The organism is Kosakonia sp. YIM B13571 (genome assembly GCF_042788095.1).
In the GTDB taxonomy this organism is placed as follows: domain Bacteria; phylum Pseudomonadota; class Gammaproteobacteria; order Enterobacterales; family Enterobacteriaceae; genus Kosakonia; species Kosakonia quasisacchari.
Genome location: NZ_JBHZPL010000007.1, coordinates 190,847 through 213,984 on the forward strand (window position 1 = coordinate 190,847; position 23,138 = coordinate 213,984).

Consider the following 23,138-nt stretch of genomic DNA (forward strand, 5'->3'; position numbering starts at 1 on the left):
ATCTCAATATAAGAATAATCTTAGGTTAAGGCGGGTTTGTGACGGTTTGATTTCAATTAAGTAAGCCGATGAATAACGGGAGATTATTGCTCCCTAAGTGAAACCATAGCCATATTTGCGGCGGTGAGTGAGGTGCGGTAAAAAAAAGCCCGCACTTGTCAGGCGGGCAAATAATACTGGAAGCAATGTGAGCAATGTCGTACCGAATACCTGAGTGATTTGCTCAACTATTCGGTAATGCGAAAGATAATCTTTATCATCTTTGCGGTCAACCCCAAATTTTGTGCGACTTCACTGGCTTAATGCTCGGGTTCTAAAAATTCGCGCCAGCTCACATCTCAATATAAATACCTTCCTGATGCTGATAAGCCCGGCATGAAGGCTCGCTGGCAAATACCTTGCGTTTCCTTTCCCTTGCCGATATTGCCGATTAAACAGTGATCCCTGTTAATGCTTTTGTCAGGTTTTGTCAGTACTATCCTCTGCGGGTAAAAACAGACAACGAGTAAGCGATGACCCTCTTCTGGTGTGTAGTACCAATATTGTTGCTGTTCTTTGGAAAAGCGTGGAGTTCGGCGAAAATTCGCGAGTATTACAGTCGCTCGCAACGTGCCCTGGAAGCGACCGTAGCCAGCGAGATGGATAATCAGCAGCCTTCCTGGATAAAGGATGTCGCTCAGCGTGCGCAATTTACCGCCTCGCTGTGCGAACTGTGCCTGAAAAAAGAGGTGCCAGACTGGTTTCTGGAGAGCATTGCCGGTAACGAAGAGGGAATGGCGTTTCTGACTCGGCACGCCGCGCTGATGGAAACCTTTGGCGCACCATTTTGCGACCAGGTGCAGGCTGCCGCTGAGCTGGTCGACAGTGCATGGCAACGTTCAAAATTACGCGGTTACTGATAGATAGGACCATACCGCCCTTATCAATAACGGTGCTCGCCTTGCATTATTAGGGCAGTTGGCTGTCATCTTTTGCTGGGCGTCGGCAAAGTTAGCGCTTCAACACCGCTGGCCGGTAGATCAATCGTTTCATCATTTCGTCGAAAACTTGCCCCGCCTGGCATTCCCGCTTTTCACGCTGAATGTCCGCATATCCGGCGTTTTTCACTTTTTTAATACTCCACTTTTCCACAACAGCGAAATGAAACAATAGTGCTTGCCTGACATTAAAGAATGCGTATAGTTCTCATTCTCTTTAGTGTTTGTGGGTGCGGCAAGGAAATTTCCCGCAATAACAGTGAGCGTGAAGGCTGACAGGGAACACTAAAAAGCCGTGACGAGCTGCGCCGGGCCGTATCTGCTCTCATCGTACGATCGCGCACATGATGCGTGGCATGGGCGCTCGTCTGCCTTGATGACATTAACGGTAAAGGATCCCCCATGAAGATGAAAACCTCCGTGCTGGCTCTGCTGGCGGCGATGGCGCTTGCCGGTTGCAGCGCACATCACACCAGCAGTGCGCAGCCTGCGGCACAAGTACAAAAAACTGCGGCGACGCCGTTGCCTGCGAACGTGGTGAAACGCTCTCTTGCCAGCGGACTGTATGAAATGGCGCTCAGCCCGCAGGGTGATGCGCTGTATGTTTCCAGCGCGGAAGGCTTTAAAGATGTGCAGGGCGGGGTGATTTACAAACTGGATCCGAAGACGCTAAAAACCCTCGGCGCGACCCATACCGATCTGAAAAACTTTGGCATGGCTATCTCCCCGGATGGCAAAACCGTGTATGTCACTAATTCGCTGGACGGCGGTGTGAGCGCCATCGACACCCGCAACGGTAAAGTGCTTTCCCGCACGCTGTTCCCGGAACGCAACGACAAAGGCCTACCCTACGGCGCGCGTGAAATTGTGCTGCATAACGGCAATTTGTATATCGGCGCCGTTGCCGATCCGGCGCTGGTGTGGGTCGTAGACGCGAAAACCCTGAAGGTCAAAGCGCGTATCAAAAACGCGGGCAAGTGGGTGACTGGCCTGCACTTCTCTGAGCAGACGCAACGTTTGTACGTGGCGAATGGCGGCGGCGAAGTTCTGGTGGTCAACCCGCGCAATAACCGTATCGAGCAACGCTGGAAACCGCTGGGTGACAAACCGGCGCTGCTGTTGAATATCGCTGAAGATGAGGCCACCGGCCGCCTGCTGGTAACGGACAATTCAAAAGCCAAAACTACGCTGGTGCTGGATATCCACAGCGGCAAAATAGTGAAACAGATTGAGGGCGATGCGCTGGCGGTGAAATTCAATGCCAAACGTCATGAAATCTATATTACCCAGCGTGAGTCCGGCAACGTGCTGAGCCTCGATGCAACCAGCTATGCCGTAAAACAGCGCTGGGATCTGCCGTCACATCCGAACAGCCTGCTGCTTTCTGCCGATGGTCAGACGCTGTTTGTCACCGTTAAACAGGCGTTTAACAAAGATCACTCCACTAACGGCCCGGATAGTGTCGTCAGGATCGATCTGAACAAGTAATGATACTGGCCTGGAAACGGGCCATTTCCTTTTTATTTCAATAGTTAATAATGATGAATAATCGCAGAAAACATTCGATACCTTTGCGCAAAACGTTGCTTGCGCTGGCCATTGGCGCGGCTGCGCATACCACACAGGCAGCAACGGCTGACGCCAGCATAAAATCTACTCACGAAGACACCATTGTCGTGCAGTCCACAACGCACAGTGATTTCAAGCCCGGTGGCAGCGAACTGGTTCCCGCGTTTCTTGACGGACAAGTGGCGCACGGCGGCCGCCTTGGCGTGCTCGGCGAGCAAAAAGCGATGGATGTGCCGTTTAACGTCATCGGTTACACCTCGAAGCTGGTACAGGATCAACAGGCGAAAACCATCGCCGATGTGGTCAGTAACGATGCGGGCGTGCAGGTCGGACAGGGTTACGGCAACTTCGCCGAAACGTACCGTATTCGCGGCTTCCAGCTTGATGGCGATGATATGTTGATGGGCGGTCTGGCCGGTATTGTGCCGCGCCAGATTGTCGATACCCAGATGCTGGAGCGCGTGGAGATTTTTAAAGGTTCAAATGCACTGATGAACGGTTCTGCGGGTTCGGGTGTTGGCGGGATGATTAACCTCGAACCTAAACACGCCGACGACACGCCGCTCACCCGCGTGGGTGTGGATTACACCACTCGCTCACAAGTCGGTGGTTCGCTGGATGTGGGGCGTCGGTACGGCGATAACAATCAGTTCGGCGTGCGTATGAATCTGCTGCACCGCGAAGGTGATGCCGCGGTAGAAGACGATCATCGCCGCACGACGGCGGCATCGATTGGTCTGGATTATCGTGGCGAGCGCTTGCGCACGTCGCTGGATCTCGGTTACCAGAACAAAACGGTTCACGGCGGCGAAATGGGCGTCAATATCAGCGCCGTCGACTTTATTCCAGCGCTACCGGATACCCGTAAAAACTACAGCCAGCGCTGGGCGAACAGCGATATTGAGAACGAATTTGGCCTGGCGCGCGCCGAATATGATCTGACCGATGACTGGACAGCTTATGGCGCATTCGGTGGCCAACATGCCCATGAAGACGGCACGTACGGCGCGCCTAAACTGTTTAATCAAAACGGTGACTCCACCTTTAGCCGCATGGATACGGTGCGTATTTCCGACTCCTGGAGCGGCATGGCTGGACTGCGCGGTAACTTCGATACCGGTTTTATTTCCCATAAAGTGAACGTCGGTTATTCGGCGAACATCAAGCGTGACCGCGTTGCCTGGACCCAGTCCGATCAAAAAAATCTGCCGGTGGTGAACATTTATGATCCCTCGGCGATCCCAATGCCAGACAACTTGACCCATAGCGGCAACTACAGTGACCCGCTGACAACCGCGCGCTACCGCTCGCAGGGTTATACCCTGAGCGACACGCTCGGCGTATTCGAGGATCGGCTGCTGTTTACCGTGGGCGCGCGTCACCAGAAATTGTGGGCGCGCAACTACAGCAATGCCACCGGTGCGGAAACCACCACGGCGCGTTATACCCAGGATCGCTGGATGCCGACGTACGGCGTGGTCTATAAGCCGTGGGATGTCGTCTCTTTCTACGCCAACCATACTGAAGCGTTGCAGCCGGGCGGTGTGGCGCCGAAGACGGCGGAAAACCGCTATCAAAGTGTGGGCATTGCGCATTCTAAACAGAACGAAATCGGCGTGAAAACGGACTTTGGTCGCATTGGCGGTACGCTGGCGCTGTTTGAAATCAAAAAGCCGACCGGCATTCTTAACAGCACGACTAATGTTTACGGGCTGGACGGTGAGCAGCGTAACCGTGGCGTGGAGTTGAATCTGTTTGGTGAGCCGGTGCTCGGCCTGCGCCTGAACGGCAGCGCGACCTGGCTGGATGCGGAGCTGACGAAAACCAAAGATGGCATCAATCAGGGCAACCGACCAATTGGTGTGGCGAAATTCTACGGGGTGATGGGTGCCGAGTATGACATCAAACCGGTCGATGGCCTGACCGCCACGGCACGTGTGAACTATACCGGCTCGCAATATGTAAACACCGCCAATACCCGCAAACTCGACAGTTACACCACGCTGGATCTCGGCTTGCGCTACCGTATGCAGCTGAATGCGGAGAAAAACGAGATGGTTTGGCGCGTGGGCGTGGATAACGTCACCAATGAGAAATACTGGGCCAGCGTTGAAGACAACGGCACCTATATTTACCAGGGCGACCCGCGCACCGTGAAAGTCTCAATGAGCTACGACTTCTGAGGGTTGTTTTATCCGGCGGGCGTGATGCCCGCCTGTTGCAGGCTATTCAACACTTCCCGCATTCCCCGGCTCACCACTTTGTCCTGACGCATCACCAGCGCTAACTGGCGCTGGAGCGGCGGTTGCACCGATTGTACGCGCAAACCCTGGCGCTCTTCTTCAGCCTGAACCGCCACGCCGGGCACGATGCTGTAACCCAACCCGGCGCGCACCATGCGTTTTATCGCTTCAATACTGCCCAGCTCCATCACCGGCGCGAGGGCGACGCCGCCTGCGCTAAACCACTGTTCAATGAGCAGGCGAGTGCTGCTGCCGGATTCGAAAACAATCAGCGGCAGGGGCGCAAGCGACGCAGGTGTCGGTAATGAAACATCGTCAGCGCCCAGAGCTGCGATCGCCACGAATTCTTCGGTAAATAACGGTGAAATCGCCAGATTACGCCCGTTGGCGGGCAGCGTTACAAGGCCGATATCGATACGGTTTTCTTCTACCGCGCGCACAATATCGCTGGTGTTGCCAGTGCGCACCCCGACTGACAGTCGCGGGAAATCGAGGTGCAACCTTTGCAACAGCGGCGGCAACAGGTGAATGCAGGTCGTCGCCCCGGTGCCAATCGTTACGCTGCCGCTGACAGCGTGCTGATGCTGCGCCACTGACTGCACCGCGGCGCTGACGGCATTTTCGATCTCTGCGCAATGCGCCAGAAAGGTTTCCCCCGCGGCGGTAGCGCGTAGACCGCGCCCGGAACGTTCAATCAGTCGAACGTGCAATGCCTGTTCAAGCTGGCGGATTTGCAGGCTGACTGCGGGTTGCGAAATGCCTAACACTTCTGCGGCGACGGTAAAACTTCCCCGGGCGAGCACCAGCTTAAACGTCGCTAACTGGTCAAAGCTGAAGCGTGGCATGGCAAAGTTTTCCTTATAACGGTGATAAGCGCAGCCCAGTGCCGCTCTGGCTGCGTTACCGGTAGCCTGTAGATATCAGCAAACGGGGAACAGTTTATGGAAATTATTGACGCGCAAGAACACCATCTTAGCGCGATTGTGCAGATTTATGCTTATCACGTGATGCAGGGTAACGCCACGTTCGAAACCGAAGCGCCAGACGTGGATGAAATGCGCACACGGCTGGCGAAAACCCGCCGCAATGGCTTGCCGTGGTATGTCGCTGTGCATGAAGGGCAGGTCCGGGGATACTGTTATTTATCGCGCTACCGCGAGCGGCGGGCGTATCAGTACACGCTGGAAGACTCCATCTACGTTGATGACAGCTTCCGCCAGCAAGGCGCAGGCAAAGCACTACTCGCCCACGCGGTGGCCTGGGCGGAGCAAAATGGCTACCGCCAGCTCATCGCCAACGTCGGCAACAGCGAAAATGAAGGTTCATTACGCCTGCACAGCCGTGCCGGTTTTGTGGTGATCGGCACGCTGAAAAGCGTCGGCATGAAACACGGGCGCTGGCTGGATACGGTACTGATGCAGCGCCCGCTGGGGGAAGGTGATGTAACGCTCCCCCAGCCTGGGTAATGGAGTAGCCCGCGCAAAGCGGGCTATTTCAGGCGATTTGCAGCAATACCATATACAGTGTTGCGTTCTCGTTTTCCGACAGAGACAACGAATACCACAACCCGGCCATCGTTCACCTGGTAGACAAGACGATAACCTGAAGCACGCAGTTTGATTTTGTATCAATCAGGTAAGTGGCTGAGTCTGTTTGCTTCAATCCTCGGCGCTTTAAGCACCTGAGCCATTTTCTTCTTAAACTGCTCGCGAACAGAGCTGCCCAGCTTTCGCCACCCTTTTAACGCGCGTTCATCGAAATCCAGTTGATAAACCATACAACCTCCTTGTTTGCCAAAAGCAGCCTTTCCCTGGCCGCCTTCATGTATCAGCGTTTCATCACAAATCGTCAAGCGTCACACGAACCGGCTTCGGATCACGCAAACGCTCACGCACGATTTCGATCAGTTGCCGATCTTCATCATTAAGCAGTGTGCGGTGAAAGGGTAGCTTGCCGTTCTCGGCGACATATTCGAGCGTCTGTCGTAAGAGCTCGGAAGGTGTTACGCCAAGCTTTTCCAGAGCGGCAAAGGAACGCGTTTTTAAATCGTCATCAATACGAACATTCAAATTGCCCATGCAATTACCTCTGTCATTACGTTTGTAATGACGTGATGGCAAGATTAAGACACCGATGCCACTGCTGTCAGGCAGATCAGGACAATTCTTCTGCCGTCACAATGCGCTCAAACGCGTTCAGTTCCGCCAGCTTGCCGTGATACCACTGTTCGCAAAACGCGATGCCTAAATGGTCTGCCAGGTAAGCGCATTGGCGGAATTCCTCCAGCGCGGGCTGCTGGAACAACGGCAGAGCGGGCGAGGCGTGGGTGAAGTTTGCCAGCGCGTCATCATCAATACGTTCCAGGCCGTATAACATGCCAGTCAGTAACGTCGCCATTACCAGATAGGGGTTGGCGTCTGCACCGGCGAGACGATACTCGACCCGCCGGTTGTGGGCATCAGAGCAGGGAATGCGCAGTGCGGCGTTGCGTTTGTTGTAACCCCAGGAGTGAAAAAGCGGTTCGTCCAGATTCTTACGCAACCGTCTAAACCCATTCACGCCCGGCGCCATGATTGCCAGCGACGCGGGCATCAGTTCCAGCATGCCGGCAAGAGAGAGTCGCAGCATCTCATTGGGTACCTCCGCCGGGCTGGCAAACACATTTTCACCATTCACACCATTAAGGCTGACGTGAAAATGCAGACCATTACCGGCCAGTTCCGAGAATGGCTTTGCCAAAAAATTGGCTTGATAGCCAAACTTCTCAGCCACGGTGCTGGTGAGTTTGCGCAGTGCCAGCACCTGCTCGCAAATCTCCACCACGTTGTGTGAATGGCACATATTCAGTTCAAACTGCCCGGCCTCGGCTTCACTCACGATCCCGGATAAGGGAAGACGCTGCGCTGCCGCCATGCTTTCCAGCTCCTCAATAAAATCAGAGTAGGTGGAAGGCACGGCCAGATGGAAACAGCCCTGCGGGCGGTGTTGCTGCGCAGCGGGGTCAACAAGGTAGAACTCCATTTCCGCCGCCACCACCGGGTAGAGGCCATGTTGATGAAACTGACGCAGCACATTTTGCAATATGACTCTCGGCTCCAGCGGCCAGGGCATATTATCGCTGTCGAGCATGGTTAATAATAATTGCGCGTTATGGCGTGGATCGTGCGCGCTCGGGCGTAGCGTGCCGGAAACGGGTAAACATAAATTATCGGGCTCTTCGTTAATCAGCCTGTCCGGTGAAGAGGTGATTATTTTCCCTTCGCGGTTCATGGCATAAACAGATTGCGGGAAATAACAGCCCGTGCTGAGAGAAAATACGTTCTCGACGGCCACTCTTTTTCCCCGGAATGTGCCATGCGTATCGTTAAGATAAATGTCGACATGTTTCGTTTGCGGGTATTTGTTCAGATACTCTTTGATTTCGTAAGGGAATCTCTGCTGAAGCTGGCTGATTTCCTGATCCACCATTTGCGCAGAGCGCGAATTTAACGGTGTTGGAAATGTTGTGGCGGTAAAAAAAGTACGGATATTTTTCAGCAGCGAAATAGTCATCGGCGAGTTCATGTTTTTTCTTTCTGTCAGGCCTTTTGGCGGTGAACTCAGCATAAAAGAGCGCTTTTTATTTTGATATAAACGCCGCGTAAAAAGGAAATACGCGGCGATAAAAATAATATAAAAATGGCGCGTTCAACGCGCAGACGGCATTTTTAGCAGCGGTGAGAGCGCGTTGTCCGCGAAATGCATTTTTACCCAGTCGAGCGGTTTGCGCTGGCCTGGAAACGTGAGCAATTTGTGGGCTTCAGCAAAGCTGAACCAGCGGTATTCGTTGTGCTCATGGTTTCACGTAAATGGCCTTTTTCCTGATTTTTCACAACAACCAGGCAGCAGATCGGTTACACTCGCGGCACAGAAAAGCCACATGACAGGAGGTTTATATGCTGGAAAAATTGCGTACCCGCGAGGGGAAAAAATTTATCATTGCGGTGGTGATTGTATTCCTGGTTGCCGTGAGCGTCATTTCGAAAGTGACCTTCGAGGGCGTTGAAGATCAGTACAATTTGCCGATGGAAAACTGGACGGTAACGATGTTTATCATGCAGGGCGCATGGGTTGCCATCTACAGCCTGATGTTCACCATTATTGGTTCTTTGCCTTTTGGTTTTTATTTCCTCGGCCCGAAAGACGACCGCGGCTAATCCCTCCCGCCCTGGCGTGCTGCCGGGGCTGTCTGCCTTGATCTCTTAAGCCTGATCGAAATCGTTACCTGCAACGTCCTCAGCGTAAAGCTCTGTGGTAAGCCGCAGTGACCGATAACTTAACTGCCACTACATTCATCGGCCCGTGCAGGCTGCTATTTCTCGCTTTAAAAAGCGTTTTTACCCCGCAATAACACTTTCACTAACAATTAAAGATCAAAAAATAATCGCCGATAGAGATCTCACAGGGAGCCCGTGCTGAAAGGAAGATGACGACGTAAAAGGCTGACTCCAGGAGAGCCGTAATGGCCAAAGAATTTGTGACCAAAAAAATGAGCACCCGCGCGCAAATGTTGCTGACGGGGGCCATCACCATCACCCTCGGTTTTGTTGTCACTATTGGGGTACTAAGCTGGCAGTCCAGCAGTGAACAAAAACACCGTGCCGAACAATATCTGCAAAAAATTGCGGAAAGCCAGGCGCTGAATATCCAGCAGCAACTGAACTATGCCCGCGATGTGGCGCATAACCTCGGTCACAGCTTGATTGCGTTACCTGAAGCTGGGATCACCGACCGCCAGGTGGCGGATAAACTGCTTATCTCCGCCCTGCGCGATAATCCTGACTATCTCTCTATCTCCGTTATTTTTGAAGAAAACGCTTATGACGGCCGCGATGCGGAGTTCGCCGACAAACCCGATCAGGCGCCTAAAGGCCGCTACGCCTTTTTTGTCGATCACGATCAATCCGGTAATTTTAAACTCCATCCGCTGGCGTCGATCCTGACGCCAGGCCAGGGCGACTACTATCTGCTGCCGCAAAAAAGCCAGAAAGACACGTTAATTGAGCCCTATAGCTACGCCTATAACGGCGTGCCTACTTTACTGACGTCAGTGGCGGCACCGATTGTCAGCGGTGGCAAACTGCATGCCGTCGTGACATCGGATATCTCGCTGGCTTCACTGCAGCAGAAAGTGAATCAGATTAAACCGTGGGAAGGCGGCGGCTATGCGGTGCTGCTCTCTACCGCCGGAAAGGTTATCTCTTATCCGGATAAAAGCCTGACCAGCAAACCTTATCCGGGTAAAACGGAGGGTTTCACCAGTAGTGTGGTGGAACAAGATGATCCGATCCTCGGCGAAAAAGCACTGATCACCTGGCAACCTGTCTCTATCGGCAACAGCACCGATAAGTGGTATCTCGGCGTCGTTGCGCCAGTGAGTTCGGTGATGGCGGCGGCCAACCGTCAACTGCTGTACGCCATTATTATGGGCGTTATCAGCATTCTGTTGGTGTGTACGCTGCTTGGTCTGATCTTCAGCCGCAAAGTGTTGAAACCGATTGGTGGCGAGCCGCTGGAAGGGGCGAATATCGCGCTGGCAGTCGCGGACGGTAAACTCGATAACACTATTCCGGTGAAAGATAATGACCGCAGCAGCCTGTTCTATGCCTTGCATACCATGCAGGCGCAGCTACGGCAGATTGTCGGGCAGATCAAAGAAGCCAGTGATTCGGTGCGCCAGGGGGCTGGGGAGATTGTCAGCGGCAACATTAATCTCTCTTCGCGTACCGAACAGCAGGCCGCGGCGCTGGAACAGACCGCCGCCAGTATGGAGCAGTTTAGCGCCACGGTGAAACATAACGCCGCCAACGCCCACCAGGCGACAGCGCTGACCGCCAATGCCACGCAAATTGCCAGCCGGGGTGAAACACTGGTCGGCCAGGTGGTAGAAACGATGGCGAAAATTGACGAAAGTGCGAAGAAAATCGGCGATATCACGGCGATCATTAACAGCATTGCTTTCCAGACCAATATCCTGGCGTTGAACGCAGCGGTAGAGGCGGCGCGCGCCGGTGAACAAGGGCGTGGTTTTGCCGTGGTGGCGTCTGAAGTGCGTAACCTGGCGCAGCGCAGCGCCGACGCGGTGAAAGATATCGGCGCGTTGATTGAGGAGTCCAGCAAACGCGTCGAAGCCGGGGTGCAACAGGTGAACGATGCTGGTCACACCATGCAGGAGATGACACAGGCGGTGAATTCCGTGCAGGCCATCATCAATGAGATTGTCAGCGCGTCGGATGAGCAAGCCAAAGGCATCAGCCAGGTGACGATTGCCGTCAATGAAATGGACGGTGTGACGCAACAAAACGCCTCGCTGGTGCAAGAAATGGCCGCGGCGGCAACCTCACTCGAAGATCAGGCGCAGCAGCTGGCGCAGACGGTGCATCAGTTCCGCATCGAAGCGTAACCTAAACAGGGAGCCTGGCATCAGGCTCCCTGTCTTCCTTATCCGGCAACCAATTCGATACGGTTATTATCCGGATCCAGAATCACGGCTTCATAAAAACCATCTCCCGTCCATCGCGCGGCGCTGGCTAACCGGTTCTGCTGGCGGGCTCTTTCTGCCATCTCATCAACAGCCTCGACATTCCCGACATGAATAGCGATATGCGCCCAGCCAACAAATTCTGCGGCGTTCGGCGCATCGGCCAGTTCCGGTACGGTCATGAGTTCAATGGTTGGCCCGTTGTGTAGCGACATAAAATAGGATGCAAAACCGGCGCGGTTCTGACTGACATATTTCTCGTTGCTGGTGGCGGAAAAAAAGTCGCGCCAGAATTCGCGCTGTGCGTCGAGATGGCGTGTCCAGAGTGCGACATGGGCAATGTTCAAGGTGACCTCCAGGGAGTAAGGGATGTGAATTGACAGCCTGATTCATTTGCATGATCATGCTCATTATTGCTCGATTTAAATTTTAAAAAGAGGATTTATGCTCGATTATGCAGCTTTCCCGGATCAACGACAAGCTCTGATCCGCCAGCGTCTTCAGGCGCAGGGACGTGTAGTGTGCGCAGAGTTAGCCGTTGAATTGCAGGTTTCAGAGCACACCATTCGCCGGGATTTGCAGGAGCTAAGTAAAGAGGGCATCTGCAAAAAAGTGTATGGCGGCGCAGTGTTGCAGCTGGCGGCCGCCGGAAGCTTTACGGAAAGGAAAGAGCAGGACAGAGCAAAAAAAAGCATTATCGCGCAGCGCTGCGTGCCACTGCTCAAGCCCGGTACCTGCGTGTTTATTGATAGCGGCACCACCAATCTCGAACTGGCGAAAGCGTTGCCGCCCGAGCTGAACCTGACGGTAGTGACCAACTCACCGGAAATCGCCGCTGTCGCGTGTAAACATCCGCGCTGCGAAGTGATCATGCTGGGCGGGCTGGTGCAGAACAGCACCGGCGGTTGCGTGGGCGGCCCGGCCATTAGTCAGCTTAACGGGATCATTTTTGATCAGGCGTTTATCGGCGGCTGCGCAATGTCGCCGGAGATGGGTTTGACCGGGTTTGATTATGCCGACTGCGAATTTAAAAAGGCGGTAATTGCTCAGAGTAACCAGGTGGTGGTGGCATTAACGGCGAATAAGATCCCAGGCGTGGCCCGCTACATTGTTGCCGCCAGCCAGCAGATTGATGTGTTGGTGGTCGAAACCGATCTCGGTAAAGCGTTTTACCAGGCCTTTAGCGCAGAGAATATTGAGATCCTGACGGTTTAAACATCACCGGACGCTCAGGGTTCATTTCTTGCCAGCCCACAGCGGAGATGTTAAAAGGTGCCCCTTTAAATAAAACCACAAAGGGGAAGGACGTGAAAAACGCGTCACAGGCAGCGGGAAGCAGCACCGATGCCGTGTCGGAAGCCGGGCCGACACTACAACGAGGTTTAAAAAACCGCCATATTCAGCTGATTGCGCTAGGCGGCGCGATCGGCACCGGGCTTTTTCTGGGCATTGGTCCCGCTATTCAGATGGCCGGGCCAGCCGTTTTGTTGGGCTACGGCATTGCCGGGGTTATCGCTTTTCTGATCATGCGTCAGCTTGGCGAAATGGTGGTTGAAGAGCCGGTGTCCGGTTCATTTTCCCATTTCGCCTATAAATACTGGGGCCCGTTCGCCGGTTTCCTCTCTGGCTGGAACTACTGGGCGATGTTTGTGCTGGTGGGGATGGCGGAACTGACCGCCGCCGGTATTTACATGCAGTACTGGTTCCCGGACGTGCCGACCTGGATTTGGGCCGCCGTTTTCTTTGTCATCATCAATGCCGTCAACCTCGTTAATGTGCGCCTGTACGGCGAAACCGAGTTCTGGTTTGCGCTGATTAAAGTACTGGCAATTATCGGCATGATTGGTTTTGGCTTGTGGATGCTGTTTACCGGTCACGGCGGTGAGCGCGCCAGCTTCGATAACCTCTGGCGCTATAACGGCTTTTTCGCCACCGGCTGGCACGGACTTATCCTCGCGCTGGCGGTGATTATGTTCTCCTTTGGCGGCCTGGAGCTGATCGGCATTACTGCCGCAGAAGCCAGCGAGCCGCACACCACCATTCCGAAAGCGGTTAACCAGGTGGTGTACCGTATTTTACTGTTTTATATCGGCTCACTGGTCGTGCTGCTGGCGCTCTATCCGTGGATTGACGTCAAAGCCAACAGCAGCCCGTTTGTGATAATTTTCCACGAACTGGATAGCAACCTGGTGGCATCGGTACTGAACTTCGTGATTCTGGTGGCTTCACTGTCGGTCTATAACAGCGGCGTTTATTCCAATAGCCGTATGCTGTTTGGTTTGTCGGTACAGGGCAACGCACCGGCCTTTTTGACGCGAGTCAGCCGCCGCGGCGTGCCGGTAAATTCCCTGTTCCTCTCGGGTGCAATCACGTCGCTGGTGGTGTTGGTCAACTACCTGCTGCCGCAAAAAGCCTTCGCGATGCTGATGGCGCTGGTGGTGGCGACGCTGCTGCTTAACTGGATCATGATTTCGCTGGCGCACCTGAAATTCCGCGCGGCGATGCGCCGCAAAGGGCGCGATCCGCAGTTTAAAGCGCTGCTTTTCCCGGCGGGCAATTATCTGTGCATTGGCTTCATGCTGATGATCCTCGTTTTGATGTGCACCATGGACGATATGCGCCTGTCGGCGGTGCTGCTGCCAGTGTGGATCCTATTCCTGTTCGTGGCGTTTAAAGTGCTGCGCCGCACGCCGAAGCGCGCGTAATTCGCTTCGTTTCCCACCCAATCCGGCGAGCTGCGGTTCGCCGGGCTTACGATGTTGTCGATGACTTAACTGTGATAGCCTCGAACCTTAGGCACTAACCGCAGGGTATGTTGTTGTTATGTCGATTCAAAAAATTGCCAGGATGGCGGGCGTTTCCGTTGCAACAGTCTCACGCGTGCTGAATAACAGCGAATCGGTGAAACCGAAAAATCGCGAACGGGTATTGCAGGCCATCAAGGAATGCCAGTACCAACCCAACTTATTAGCCCGCCAGTTGCGCACCGCGCGCAGTTCAATGATTCTGGTGTTGGTCTCTAACATCAGTAACCCGTTTTGCGCCGAAGTAGTGAAGGGCATTGAAGAAGAGGCGGAAAAAAACGGTTATCGCATCCTGCTGTGTAACTCCGGTGCGGATATGGCGCGCTCGCGCTCAGCGCTCAAATTGCTGTCGGGCAAGATTGTTGACGGCATCATCACCATGGATGCGTGTGCGAAATTGCCGGAGCTGGCCACTATGATCGGTGCCGCGCCTTGGGTGCAGTGCGCCGAGTACGCCGATAACGGTGAAGTCTCCTGCGTGGGCATTAACGATGCCGATGCCGCCCGCTGCGTAATTGATCGGCTGGTCGAGCGCGGCTGCCAGCGCATTGCCATGATTAACCACGACCTGAGCTATAAATATGCCCGACTGCGTGAATGCGGCTACCAGAGCGGTTTACAGGCACAATGTCTGAGTTATGGAAAAGTGGAATACGCTTGTGATTTGAGTTTCAGCGCCGGTAAAACCGCCATGCAGCACCTGCTTAATGTGCCGGAACGCCCGGACGCGGTGTTTGCCGTTTCCGATACGCTGGCCGCCGGGGCGCTGCTGGCGATCCATGAAGCCGGGTTGAAAATGCCGCAGGATATCGCGGTAGTCGGTTTCGATGGTACGGAGTTGGCAGAGATGGTTACGCCGCCGCTCAGCACCATTGAGCAACCTTCACAGGCGATGGGGCGCGAAGCAGTACGGCTACTGCTGAACCGCATTGATAACCCGGATAGCCCACCAGAAAGTGTAATCATGGACTGGCGTTATATTTCCCGCGCCAGCGCCTGACATTTCAGGCATGATGTCTGTAAAGATTTCGCCAGCCGCCCCGCTGGCTTTTTTATTGCCCTGGGAGCCTTGCCATGACCCGGCAACGACAAGCTGATTTATTTCTTGTTCTGACCACACTGATTGCCGCCTGCGGGTGGATTTTCTCGCGTGAAGCCATTAGCGGGATGCCGGTTTTCGCCTTTCTTGGGCTGCGCTTTTTTGGCGCGGCGCTGGTGCTGCTGCCGTTTTGCCGTGGGCAACGCATTGCGCTGGAAAAAGTGCGCCAGGTAGTGATAAGCGGATTATGGATGGCGCTCAACCTCTGCCTGTGGATCTGGTCAGTCTCGACCACGCCATCGCTGGGCGAGGGGGCATTTATCATGAGCCTGTCGATGCTGTTCGTGCCGCTGGTGGCCTGGGTGATGCTAAAAACCCGCCCGGCGCGCGCCTACTGGGAGTGTTTACCGGTCGCCATTATTGGGTTAGCGCTGCTGAGCCTGCACATGCCCATCACGTTTCATGCCAGTCAGGGCTGGTTTTTGCTGACGGCGTTCGTGCAGTCGATCTATTTTTGCTACACCAGCCGCTGTGCCAGAGAAGTGCCGCTACTGCCGCTTACAGCGGTACAGCTCGCGATCACCGGGATTGCCGGGCTGGTAATTTCCGCGTTGTTTGAATCCTGGACTCAACCTTTTAGTAGCACCACGGCGATGTGGCTGGCGGCGAGCATTTTAATTGCCACTAGTCTGCGCTTTGGCCTGCAACTGCAAGGGCAAAAATATGCCGCCGTCGCCAGCGCCGCCATCATTATGGTGCTGGAGCCGTTACTGACGGTGATTGCTGCCTCGATTTGGTACGGTGAGCGCTTACCGCTGCAAAAAATCCTTGGCGGCGTGTTGATCCTGCTGGCGCAGATTTGGTTCCGCTGGCGGATGATTGCGCGTTTACCGTCAAAGCCGTAACGTGCCGCTCAGTACCGTATGCGCGCCGCCGCCGATCACCACGCGGCCATTTTCCCTGAGCGCCAATGCTAAAACGCCGCCGCGCGTCGAAGCCTGGTAGGCCGTAAGCGAGTGCTTACCCAGCCGCGCCGACCAGTATGCCGCCAGCGCGCAGTGCGCCGAGCCAGTCACCGGATCTTCATTCACCCCTACCCACGGAGCGAAGTAGCGCGACACGCAATCATACTCATCCTGACCGGGCGCGGTGATCGCCACGCCGCGGCCTGGCAGAGCGCGTAATGCCGCAAAATCAGGTTTGAGTGCGTAAACTACCTGCGCATCCTCGACCACCACCAGTTGCTTTGCGCCGAACAAACCGTAACCACTCACTTGCTCATGTGCCAGCCCGAGCGCCTTCAGTAATTCCACTGGCGCTTCAGGCTGCATTTGCGGCGTCAGTAGCGGGAAATCAAGCGCAATGCCCTGCGCCACGGCGGTTGCGGTCAGCGGGCCGGAAAGAGTGTGAAAGGTGATGGCATCGCCCTCTGCGAGCCGCCCGTTCTGGCGCAGAATATGCGCGGTTGCCAGCGTGCCGTGGCCGCATAAATCGACTTCGGCCTGCGGCGTAAACCAGCGAAGATTATTATCCGCCAGGTTTAAAAACGCGGTTTCTGATACCGCCATCTCTTCGGCTATCTGCTGCATTAACGCGGCATCCAGCCCTTGCGGCGTAATACATACTGCTGCCGGGTTACCGGAAAAAGGACGCGTGCTGAACGCGTCCACCTGGTAAATATCGAGTTCCACTACGGCGCTCCCCTTTGTTAACAAAGAGATAACATTATCCCCTTTTTAATCTTGCGGGTAGCGCTAATCAGGAGTTCGCCGGACAGCGCGGTGCCAGTTGATGGCGTGCGCTAACCGCTGCCGCCGCCAGCACCAGCATCATCACTACTTCTGTTGCCAGAAAACCACTCAGCGCCGTGCTGTAGTTACCTTGCGACTGGCCGACAAGATGCAAAAACAACCCGCCGAGTACCGCAGGACCCAGGCCGAGCGTGGCCTGCTGGAGTGTGCTGAGCAGTGCGCTACCTGCGCCTGCATCATGGGTGGTGATATCGCGCATTCCGATGCGGTAAAAGCTGTTCACAATCAGCGCCTGGCCGTAGCCAATCAGCGCGGTAGACGGCGCGAGCGCCAGCGCAGCCACCATCCGCCCGGAGAGTTGCAAGGTCGCAATTAATGCCAGCAGTCCACTGACCTGAATCACCAACCCGGTGAGCAAAATGGTACGCATGTTATAGCGACCAATCAGTTTTGGCGCATACCAGGCAGAGATAAAATAGGCGACGCCCAGCGCGACAAAGCTGTTGCCCGACTGGTACGGCGTCATGCCCATCCCGGCTTGCAAGGTGAGCGCCATGCAAAACATAAAACCCGACCACGCGCTAAAGAACAGGAACGCAATCAGCAGCCCGAAACGGATGCTGTGCAGCTTGAGTAAACGCGGTGGTAGCAGCGGCATAAAACCCGCTTGCTGCTGCTTCAGGGCGTTTGTGCGCATCCACCACGCCAGCGGAACCAGCGCCAGCAACGCCACTTTTGTTTCCCACGGCCAGTGCAGTTCCGGCCCCAGTGCCAGCGGGAACAGCAGGCAGCAGAGGATCATCGCCAGCGCGACAGTGCCTTGCCAGTCAATGCGTGTGCGCGTTTCACTTTGTGTTTCCGGTACATAACGGTGGCTGAGCACCAGCACTAACAGACAAATAGGCACATTGATAAAAAAGGCATTGCGCCAGCCAAGACCGGCGATATCCGCTGAGACCAGCCAGCCGCCACCCATCTGACCAATGATAAATGCCACGCCGCCAATACCGCCGTAGAGACTGATGGCGCGCGCGTGGGCGGTGCCTTTTAGCGTGACATGCAATGTCGCGAGGATCTGCGGCACAATCAGCGCCGCACCCATACCTTGCAGAGTTCGTGCGCCAAGCAGTGCGGAGACCGAATTCGCCAGCCCACACAACAGCGAAGCGATACCAAACAGGGCTACGCCCCATAAAAACACCCGCCTGCGACCGAGGTTGTCTCCCAGCTTACTGCCCATCGCCAGACAGACGGCGAAAGCCACGCCGTACAGCGCGACAATTAACGCCAACTGCGTGGCAGAAGTGTGCAGCGATAGGGTGATGGAATCGAGTGCGACATTGGTAATTGAGGTGTCAATCAATGGCAGCATCTGCCCGGTAAGCAGAAGGATCAGGCCTGCCCGGCCCGGAGAAACAGCAGACGTTTTCATGGTAACTCCATTGCGTCATTCATCGGATGGTCGTAGCATCGCTTAACAGAAAAACGGGTACCAGTTCTTACCTATACTGGTACTGGCACTACCATGCTGGAGAGTGTTATGACGCTGATGGTCGAAAAGCACCCGGAACTGACGGTGTTAGATGAGAACCGCAAACAGCTTGGTGCATTTTTACGTGCGCGGCGGGAAAGCCTCGATCCGCAGCGGCTGGGGCTGCCGCGCAGCACGCGTCGTCGCACGCCTGGATTGCGGCGTGAAGAGGTGGCATTGCTGGCGGATGTGGGTGTCACCTGGTACACCTGGCTTGAACAGGGCAGGGACGTCAACCCTTCCGCTACCGTGTTGCAGGCGATTGCCGCTGCTTTGCAATGTTCGCCAACGGAAACCCGCCATCTGTTTTTGCTGGCCGGGCTGACGCCAACGGAAGCGCTGAATACGCCGCAATGCGAAGGGATCAGTGAAGGCACCCGGCGCTTACTGGATAGCCTGTTGCCACAACCGGCCAGTATTCAGAAAACCAACTTTGACATTGTGGCGTGGAACGTTGGTTTTGAGCGCCTGATGGGCATTAATTTCAGCGAAATTCCCGACGACGATCGCAACTGCATTTACCTCTATCTCACCCACCCGCAATGGCGCAGCCGGCTTGGCTATGATGAGAGCGTATTACAGACCTTTGTTGCCTATTTCCGCGCGGCCATGGCGGAGCACCGGGGGGATGCAGTGTGGGAAGCGAAGCTGGCGCGGTTTTGTGCGGCATCGGCAGAATTTGAAGCGCTGTGGCGCAAGCATCTGGACGTGCGCGGCGTGGAAAATAAGGTAAAAATCTTTAACCACCCACAGCTGGGAGAGTTTTCTCTTCAGCAGATGTACTGGTTCTCGGCGCCGCGTAACGGCTCGCGGCTGCTCGTTTATCTGCCGGTGGATGAAGCGGGTGAAAAGGCATTGAAGTGGCTGGCGGAAAACGCTTAAGGGCGCAGGCGCTTTTGATCTTTGAGCGGCAAGCCGTCAACCACCCGATCCCATGACGCCTGAATCAGAAATGCGAGCAGGGATTCGTCGATGTCATCGCCGGCAAATACGGAAATCCAGTGCTTTTTATTCATGTGATACCCCGGCTCAATGCTGGGGTAGATCTGCTGGTTAAGCAGCGATTTTTGCGGCTCGGCTTTCATTGTCACCATCGGCCTGCCGTGAGCGGTGGTGGTCATCATAAAAATCTTCCCGCACACTTTGAACACGTCATGTTCTGGACCAAACGGCCAGCAATGCTCGGTGAATGGCAGTTCGAGCGCAATACGGTGTGCGCTCGCTTGCAGGGTTTTACTGTCCATTATTTTCCTCAATGGCCAGCGCGCGCCACATGGCTTCGAAGCCAAGGCGCTTAAATTCGGTGACGCGAGAAGCATCGCGACTGGCGAAGGTAATCGTGGTGTCCGCCATCGACAGGAAAATTGCATCGCCAAAAGGGGAGTATTCATCGGTCAGAAACACGGGGCGTACCGCGCGATGGCATAGCTCATGCAACTCCGGAAAAATTTCGGCGACTTGCTGACGGGTCGCGTCGGTGAGTTTGTCGCTAATGGCGATCTGGCGCACGGCACAGTGACCATTCGGGTGACGGATCCCCCAGTCGATATAGCTGTTCCAGATGCATTGCGTGTGGTGCCTGGAATCGTTGATCGAGAGATCGATATTCGCCAGCATGGTCCCGCACAGATCGCTTTTCAGATGCAGATAAAGTGCGTTGAGCAGGTCATCTTTGGTGGCGAAGTAGCGAAACAGCGTCCCTTCCGCGACACCCGCATTGCGGGCGATTAACGCGGTGGAGGCAGCGATCCCCGACTGTGCAATGGCTTCGGTAGCCGCTTCCAGTAACGCCAGTTTTTTATCTTCACTCTTTGGACGAGCCACTACACTTTTCCTCTCACATTATAAAAACCACGATTGAAACATGCCCTCTGTAACGCTGCAACGTCGAATGTCAAAGATCAAAATGATCTTGACGGCTGAGCGTTGCTTTCTATAATGAGTGCTTACTCACTCATAATCAAGTTTAAACAGCGTCGTATCTACGGAATGGATCGATTTTGTCGGGTCAGGATATGAAGCGTCTCATTTTTAGCGTGGTTCTCGTTATGCTCGTTGCTTCTGCCGCAAGTTTACCTTTTGTTCTGAATGCCGGATTTGGCCAACTTCCACAGGGCGAACAGCTTACTGAAGTCGAAAAATCACCGCATTATCGTGACGGAAAGTTTCAAAACCAGTTGCCGACTCCGGGTTTCACCGGGAAGAAAAATATGCTGGCAGCATGGTGGGATTTTTTAGTCACTAAACGCGAGAACGCGCGCCCGCAGCAGCCGTTGCCGACGGTGCACACCGATCTCGCCAGCCTGCCGCTTGAGCAGGATACGCTGGTGTGGATGGGGCACTCCTCCTGGTATTTGCAACTGGCGGGTAAGCGCATTCTGATCGACCCCATCCTGAGTAATTACGCAGCGCCGTTTTCATTCCTCAATAAAGCGTTTGCCGGAAACGATCTCTGGATGGCACAAAATATTCCGGAGATTGATCTGCTGATTATTTCGCACGATCACTACGACCACCTGGATTACGCCACCATCAAGGCGCTGATGCCGAAAATCAAAAAAGTGGTGACGCCGCTCGGCGTGGGGTCGCACCTGCGTTACTGGGGAATGAACCCGGCAATTATTCAGGAAGCTGACTGGCAGCAGAAAGTGGTGATCAGCGACGATTTGGCCGTGCACGTTTTACCCGCGCGCCATTTTTCCGGGCGTGGTCTGAAACGTAATCAAACATTGTGGGCCAGCTTTATGTTCACTACCGCTACGCAAAACGTTTATTACAGCGGCGATAGTGGTTATGGCCCACATTTCAAAGCGATTGGCGAACAGTTTGGCGTGGTTGATCTGGCCATTATGGAAAATGGCCAGTACGACGAAGACTGGAAGTACATTCATATGATGCCGGAAGAGACCGCGCTGGCAGCGCAGGAACTTAATGCTCGCGCGGTTCTGCCGGGCCATGCGGGGCGTTTTGTGTTGGCAAAACACACATGGGACGATCCGTACAAACGGCTGGCGGCAGCAAGCCGGGACAAAAGCTATCGCTTACTGACACCGAGGCTGGGCGAACCGGTGCTTGCGGACATCAATGCGCAAGTTTTCCACGCCTGGTGGGAATAAATCCGTTTATTAATCGAAGAGCAGAGGGGGAGCGCAGTATGACTATTTCCGCTCAGGTTATCGACACCATCGTCGAGTGGATCGACGACAATCTCCATCAACCATTACGTATTGATGATATTGCAGCGCATGCGGGCTATTCCAAATGGCATCTGCAACGGCTTTTCTTGCAATATAAAGGGGAGAGTTTGGGGCGCTATATTCGCGAGCGCAAATTATCGCTCGCTGCGCGCGATTTACGTAATACCGATCAGAGGGTTTACGATATCTGCCTGAAGTACGGTTTTGATTCGCAGCAGACGTTTACGCGCATCTTTACCCGCACCTTTAATCTTCCGCCGGGCGCGTACCGGCGGGAGAATCATCAGCATACCCATTGATGGAAAACAGATAAAAAATCGGCCTGTATTAGGCCGTTTTTTTATTCTGCCAGCGTTTTCTCGATGCCTAAACGGCTTAAAAGCCCGCTAATACCTTCGCGCGCCAGCAGTGTCGAAAGCTGCTTTTGTTCTTCTGCGGTCATGTTTTGCAGCACTTTGATAATTTCATGCAGCGCGTTGTTTCCGCTGACGTAGACCGGCGCGGGTTCGGCAATCGAATAGGGAGAATTAGGGTGGCGCATAGAGGGCGTTTTCATAATGAAACTGCGCACCTCTTTCGTGAGGTGAATCAGTCTGGCGCGACCGCCTTTAACACCGGGTAACGGTTCTGTTGACCAACCTTGCTGGCGGATCCAACGATTTACCGTCTGTCTGGCGACGCCGAGAAACTCCGCTAATTCTTCGGTGGTCATTTTGTTAGGTAATTTCATCATATTATTTTTGATCGCGGAGCCCCAGACGTTGTAACAAGCCGGAAATGCCGTCGCGTAATAAAAGTGAAGAGAGTTGTTTTTGTTCCGCGTCGGTCATCTCTTTTGCCAGCCGCATTAATAACGCCTCGAGTGAGGTATCACCTGCGGTAAGAGTGGCTTTGGGTTGATCTTCAGTGCGCTGTGCGCTGCGAATAAACGCGCGGACTTGTTCATTTATATGGACCAGACGGGCTTTACCTCCTTGTACGCCGGGTTTTGGTGAAGTCACCCAGCCTTCTTTGCGCACCCATTTATTGATGGTTTGTCGGCTGTATCCTGTAAGGCTGGCCAACTCTTCTGGCGTCATTCGTTCCTTGAGCATGTAATTTCCCGAATTGTTGTAAGGGTAATTAATGGCTTATGTTATAGCACCATTTTACGGGAAAATGTGACATGTTTAACTACTGGCTGCGAGGGCGTTCGCAATGTCTTTCATTTGCATGCTTTTTCAGCGATTGAATAATGCGGCGCGATTTTGCCGTTGACACCTGGCAAGGGAATTCATATTATGCCGCCCGTCAACACGACACGCTTTACGCGATGGGGCTATAGCTCAGCTGGGAGAGCGCTTGCATGGCATGCAAGAGGTCAGCGGTTCGATCCCGCTTAGCTCCACCAAATTCCGCACCCAACGGAATTGGCGCATAAAAGCATATTGTGGGGCTATAGCTCAGCTGGGAGAGCGCTTGCATGGCATGCAAGAGGTCAGCGGTTCGATCCCGCTTAGCTCCACCA

At 54.4% G+C, this 23,138-nt stretch carries 23 protein-coding genes, 2 tRNA genes and 1 pseudogene; 15 read left to right on the top strand and 11 right to left on the bottom strand.

Translation table 11 applies throughout. From position 1 onward, the window contains the following. The first annotated feature begins 512 nt into the window (after positions 1-512). The 3 genes from ACFX4O_RS17230 to ACFX4O_RS17240 all read left to right on the top strand — a co-directional run bounded on the left by ACFX4O_RS17230 (position 513) and on the right by ACFX4O_RS17240 (position 4,729). Positions 513-899, top strand: a complete 387-nt coding sequence (locus tag ACFX4O_RS17230) for a hypothetical protein (protein WP_380210037.1) — start codon at positions 513-515, stop codon at positions 897-899. Positions 900-1,379: 480 nt separating this feature from the next. Next, positions 1,380-2,465 carry a YncE family protein gene (locus tag ACFX4O_RS17235; RefSeq protein WP_380210039.1) on the top strand — a complete coding sequence of 362 codons (1,086 nt, stop codon included), beginning with the start codon at positions 1,380-1,382 and terminating at the stop codon, positions 2,463-2,465. Positions 2,466-2,515: 50 nt separating this feature from the next. Further along, complete coding sequence (locus ACFX4O_RS17240; RefSeq protein ID WP_380210040.1) at positions 2,516-4,729, top strand: TonB-dependent receptor; 2,214 nt, start codon at positions 2,516-2,518, stop codon at positions 4,727-4,729. Positions 4,730-4,737: 8 nt separating this feature from the next. Here the strand turns inward: ACFX4O_RS17240 and ACFX4O_RS17245 are convergent, their stop codons facing one another. Continuing rightward, positions 4,738-5,634: a LysR family transcriptional regulator gene (locus tag ACFX4O_RS17245; protein ID WP_380210042.1), complete on the bottom strand. Its 897-nt coding sequence runs from the start codon at positions 5,632-5,634 to the stop codon at positions 4,738-4,740. Positions 5,635-5,730: 96 nt separating this feature from the next. Here ACFX4O_RS17245 and ACFX4O_RS17250 point away from each other — a divergent pair, with 96 nt between their 5' ends. After that, positions 5,731-6,255, top strand: coding sequence for a GNAT family N-acetyltransferase (locus tag ACFX4O_RS17250; protein WP_380210044.1), 525 nt, complete (start codon positions 5,731-5,733; stop codon positions 6,253-6,255). A gap of 23 nt (positions 6,256-6,278) precedes the next feature. On the opposite strand, the pseudogene ACFX4O_RS17255 reads toward ACFX4O_RS17250, so the two are convergent. From ACFX4O_RS17255 to ACFX4O_RS17265, 3 genes and pseudogenes are all read right to left on the bottom strand, one after another. After that, positions 6,279-6,566 (bottom strand): annotated as a pseudogene (locus ACFX4O_RS17255) (type II toxin-antitoxin system RelE/ParE family toxin). A gap of 61 nt (positions 6,567-6,627) precedes the next feature. Next, positions 6,628-6,867, bottom strand: coding sequence for a type II toxin-antitoxin system RelB/DinJ family antitoxin (locus ACFX4O_RS17260; RefSeq protein WP_380210046.1), 240 nt, complete (start codon positions 6,865-6,867; stop codon positions 6,628-6,630). A 76-nt stretch (positions 6,868-6,943) separates the two neighbouring features. Then, positions 6,944-8,353 carry a glutamine synthetase family protein gene (locus ACFX4O_RS17265; RefSeq protein ID WP_380210047.1) on the bottom strand — a complete coding sequence of 470 codons (1,410 nt, stop codon included), beginning with the start codon at positions 8,351-8,353 and terminating at the stop codon, positions 6,944-6,946. 371 nt (positions 8,354-8,724) lie between these two features. Between ACFX4O_RS17265 and ACFX4O_RS17270 the strand changes: the two genes are divergently transcribed. Next, the gene (locus ACFX4O_RS17270) at positions 8,725-8,985 is read left to right on the top strand and encodes a DUF2534 family protein (RefSeq protein WP_131406673.1); all 261 of its coding nucleotides are present in this window, start codon (positions 8,725-8,727) and stop codon (positions 8,983-8,985) included. Between the two features lie 305 nt (positions 8,986-9,290). Then, the gene (locus ACFX4O_RS17275; protein WP_131406675.1) at positions 9,291-11,231 is read left to right on the top strand and encodes a methyl-accepting chemotaxis protein; all 1,941 of its coding nucleotides are present in this window, start codon (positions 9,291-9,293) and stop codon (positions 11,229-11,231) included. A 38-nt stretch (positions 11,232-11,269) separates the two neighbouring features. On the opposite strand, the gene ACFX4O_RS17280 is transcribed toward ACFX4O_RS17275, so the two are convergent. Continuing rightward, the gene (locus ACFX4O_RS17280) at positions 11,270-11,656 is read right to left on the bottom strand and encodes a VOC family protein (RefSeq protein ID WP_380210049.1); all 387 of its coding nucleotides are present in this window, start codon (positions 11,654-11,656) and stop codon (positions 11,270-11,272) included. Between the two features lie 97 nt (positions 11,657-11,753). Here ACFX4O_RS17280 and ACFX4O_RS17285 point away from each other — a divergent pair, with 97 nt between their 5' ends. From ACFX4O_RS17285 to ACFX4O_RS17300, 4 genes are all read left to right on the top strand, one after another. Beyond that, on the top strand, positions 11,754-12,524 hold the full coding sequence (locus ACFX4O_RS17285) for a DeoR/GlpR family DNA-binding transcription regulator (protein WP_380210051.1): 771 nt from the start codon (positions 11,754-11,756) through the stop codon (positions 12,522-12,524). Between the two features lie 92 nt (positions 12,525-12,616). Next, on the top strand, positions 12,617-14,014 hold the full coding sequence (pheP, locus tag ACFX4O_RS17290) for a phenylalanine transporter (protein WP_380210053.1): 1,398 nt from the start codon (positions 12,617-12,619) through the stop codon (positions 14,012-14,014). Positions 14,015-14,132: 118 nt separating this feature from the next. After that, complete coding sequence (locus ACFX4O_RS17295; protein ID WP_380210055.1) at positions 14,133-15,113, top strand: LacI family DNA-binding transcriptional regulator; 981 nt, start codon at positions 14,133-14,135, stop codon at positions 15,111-15,113. A 74-nt stretch (positions 15,114-15,187) separates the two neighbouring features. After that, the gene (locus ACFX4O_RS17300) at positions 15,188-16,057 is read left to right on the top strand and encodes a DMT family transporter (protein ID WP_380210057.1); all 870 of its coding nucleotides are present in this window, start codon (positions 15,188-15,190) and stop codon (positions 16,055-16,057) included. Here the strand turns inward: ACFX4O_RS17300 and ACFX4O_RS17305 are convergent. Further along, entirely contained in the window at positions 16,046-16,843 is a 798-nt protein-coding gene (locus ACFX4O_RS17305; RefSeq protein ID WP_131406687.1) for a PhzF family phenazine biosynthesis protein, read from the bottom strand. The two genes, ACFX4O_RS17300 and ACFX4O_RS17305, sit on opposite strands and share 12 nt — an antisense overlap. A gap of 67 nt (positions 16,844-16,910) precedes the next feature. Then, positions 16,911-18,335: an MFS transporter gene (locus tag ACFX4O_RS17310; RefSeq protein ID WP_380210059.1), complete on the bottom strand. Its 1,425-nt coding sequence runs from the start codon at positions 18,333-18,335 to the stop codon at positions 16,911-16,913. 108 nt (positions 18,336-18,443) lie between these two features. On the opposite strand from ACFX4O_RS17310, the gene ACFX4O_RS17315 reads away from it, so the two are divergent. Next, positions 18,444-19,316 (top strand): helix-turn-helix transcriptional regulator, encoded by an 873-nt coding sequence (locus ACFX4O_RS17315; protein WP_380210061.1) that lies wholly within the window; start codon positions 18,444-18,446, stop codon positions 19,314-19,316. On the opposite strand, the gene ACFX4O_RS17320 is transcribed toward ACFX4O_RS17315, so the two are convergent. Together ACFX4O_RS17320 and ACFX4O_RS17325 are read right to left on the bottom strand one after the other, a co-directional pair. Continuing rightward, entirely contained in the window at positions 19,313-19,678 is a 366-nt protein-coding gene (locus ACFX4O_RS17320; RefSeq protein WP_380210063.1) for an MmcQ/YjbR family DNA-binding protein, read from the bottom strand. The genes ACFX4O_RS17315 and ACFX4O_RS17320 overlap by 4 nt on opposite strands. Then, positions 19,668-20,258: a TetR/AcrR family transcriptional regulator gene (locus tag ACFX4O_RS17325; protein ID WP_380210065.1), complete on the bottom strand. Its 591-nt coding sequence runs from the start codon at positions 20,256-20,258 to the stop codon at positions 19,668-19,670. The genes ACFX4O_RS17320 and ACFX4O_RS17325 overlap by 11 nt, the downstream gene beginning before the upstream one ends. 176 nt (positions 20,259-20,434) lie before the next feature. Here ACFX4O_RS17325 and ACFX4O_RS17330 point away from each other — a divergent pair, with 176 nt between their 5' ends. Both ACFX4O_RS17330 and ACFX4O_RS17335 read left to right on the top strand, forming a co-directional pair. Next, entirely contained in the window at positions 20,435-21,550 is a 1,116-nt protein-coding gene (locus ACFX4O_RS17330) for an MBL fold metallo-hydrolase (RefSeq protein ID WP_380210066.1), read from the top strand. A gap of 38 nt (positions 21,551-21,588) precedes the next feature. Beyond that, positions 21,589-21,930, top strand: a complete 342-nt coding sequence (locus tag ACFX4O_RS17335; protein WP_131406699.1) for a RamA family antibiotic efflux transcriptional regulator — start codon at positions 21,589-21,591, stop codon at positions 21,928-21,930. Positions 21,931-21,971: 41 nt separating this feature from the next. On the opposite strand, the gene ACFX4O_RS17340 is transcribed toward ACFX4O_RS17335, so the two are convergent. Both ACFX4O_RS17340 and ACFX4O_RS17345 read right to left on the bottom strand, forming a co-directional pair. Continuing rightward, positions 21,972-22,364, bottom strand: a complete 393-nt coding sequence (locus tag ACFX4O_RS17340) for a YfeC-like transcriptional regulator (RefSeq protein ID WP_131406701.1) — start codon at positions 22,362-22,364, stop codon at positions 21,972-21,974. Between the two features lies 1 nt (position 22,365). Next, positions 22,366-22,725 (bottom strand): YfeC-like transcriptional regulator, encoded by a 360-nt coding sequence (locus ACFX4O_RS17345; RefSeq protein WP_131406703.1) that lies wholly within the window; start codon positions 22,723-22,725, stop codon positions 22,366-22,368. A 220-nt stretch (positions 22,726-22,945) separates the two neighbouring features. Between ACFX4O_RS17345 and ACFX4O_RS17350 the strand changes: the two genes are divergently transcribed. Then, positions 22,946-23,021, top strand: a tRNA-Ala gene (locus ACFX4O_RS17350). A 41-nt stretch (positions 23,022-23,062) separates the two neighbouring features. Beyond that, positions 23,063-23,138: transfer RNA gene (locus tag ACFX4O_RS17355), tRNA-Ala, on the top strand.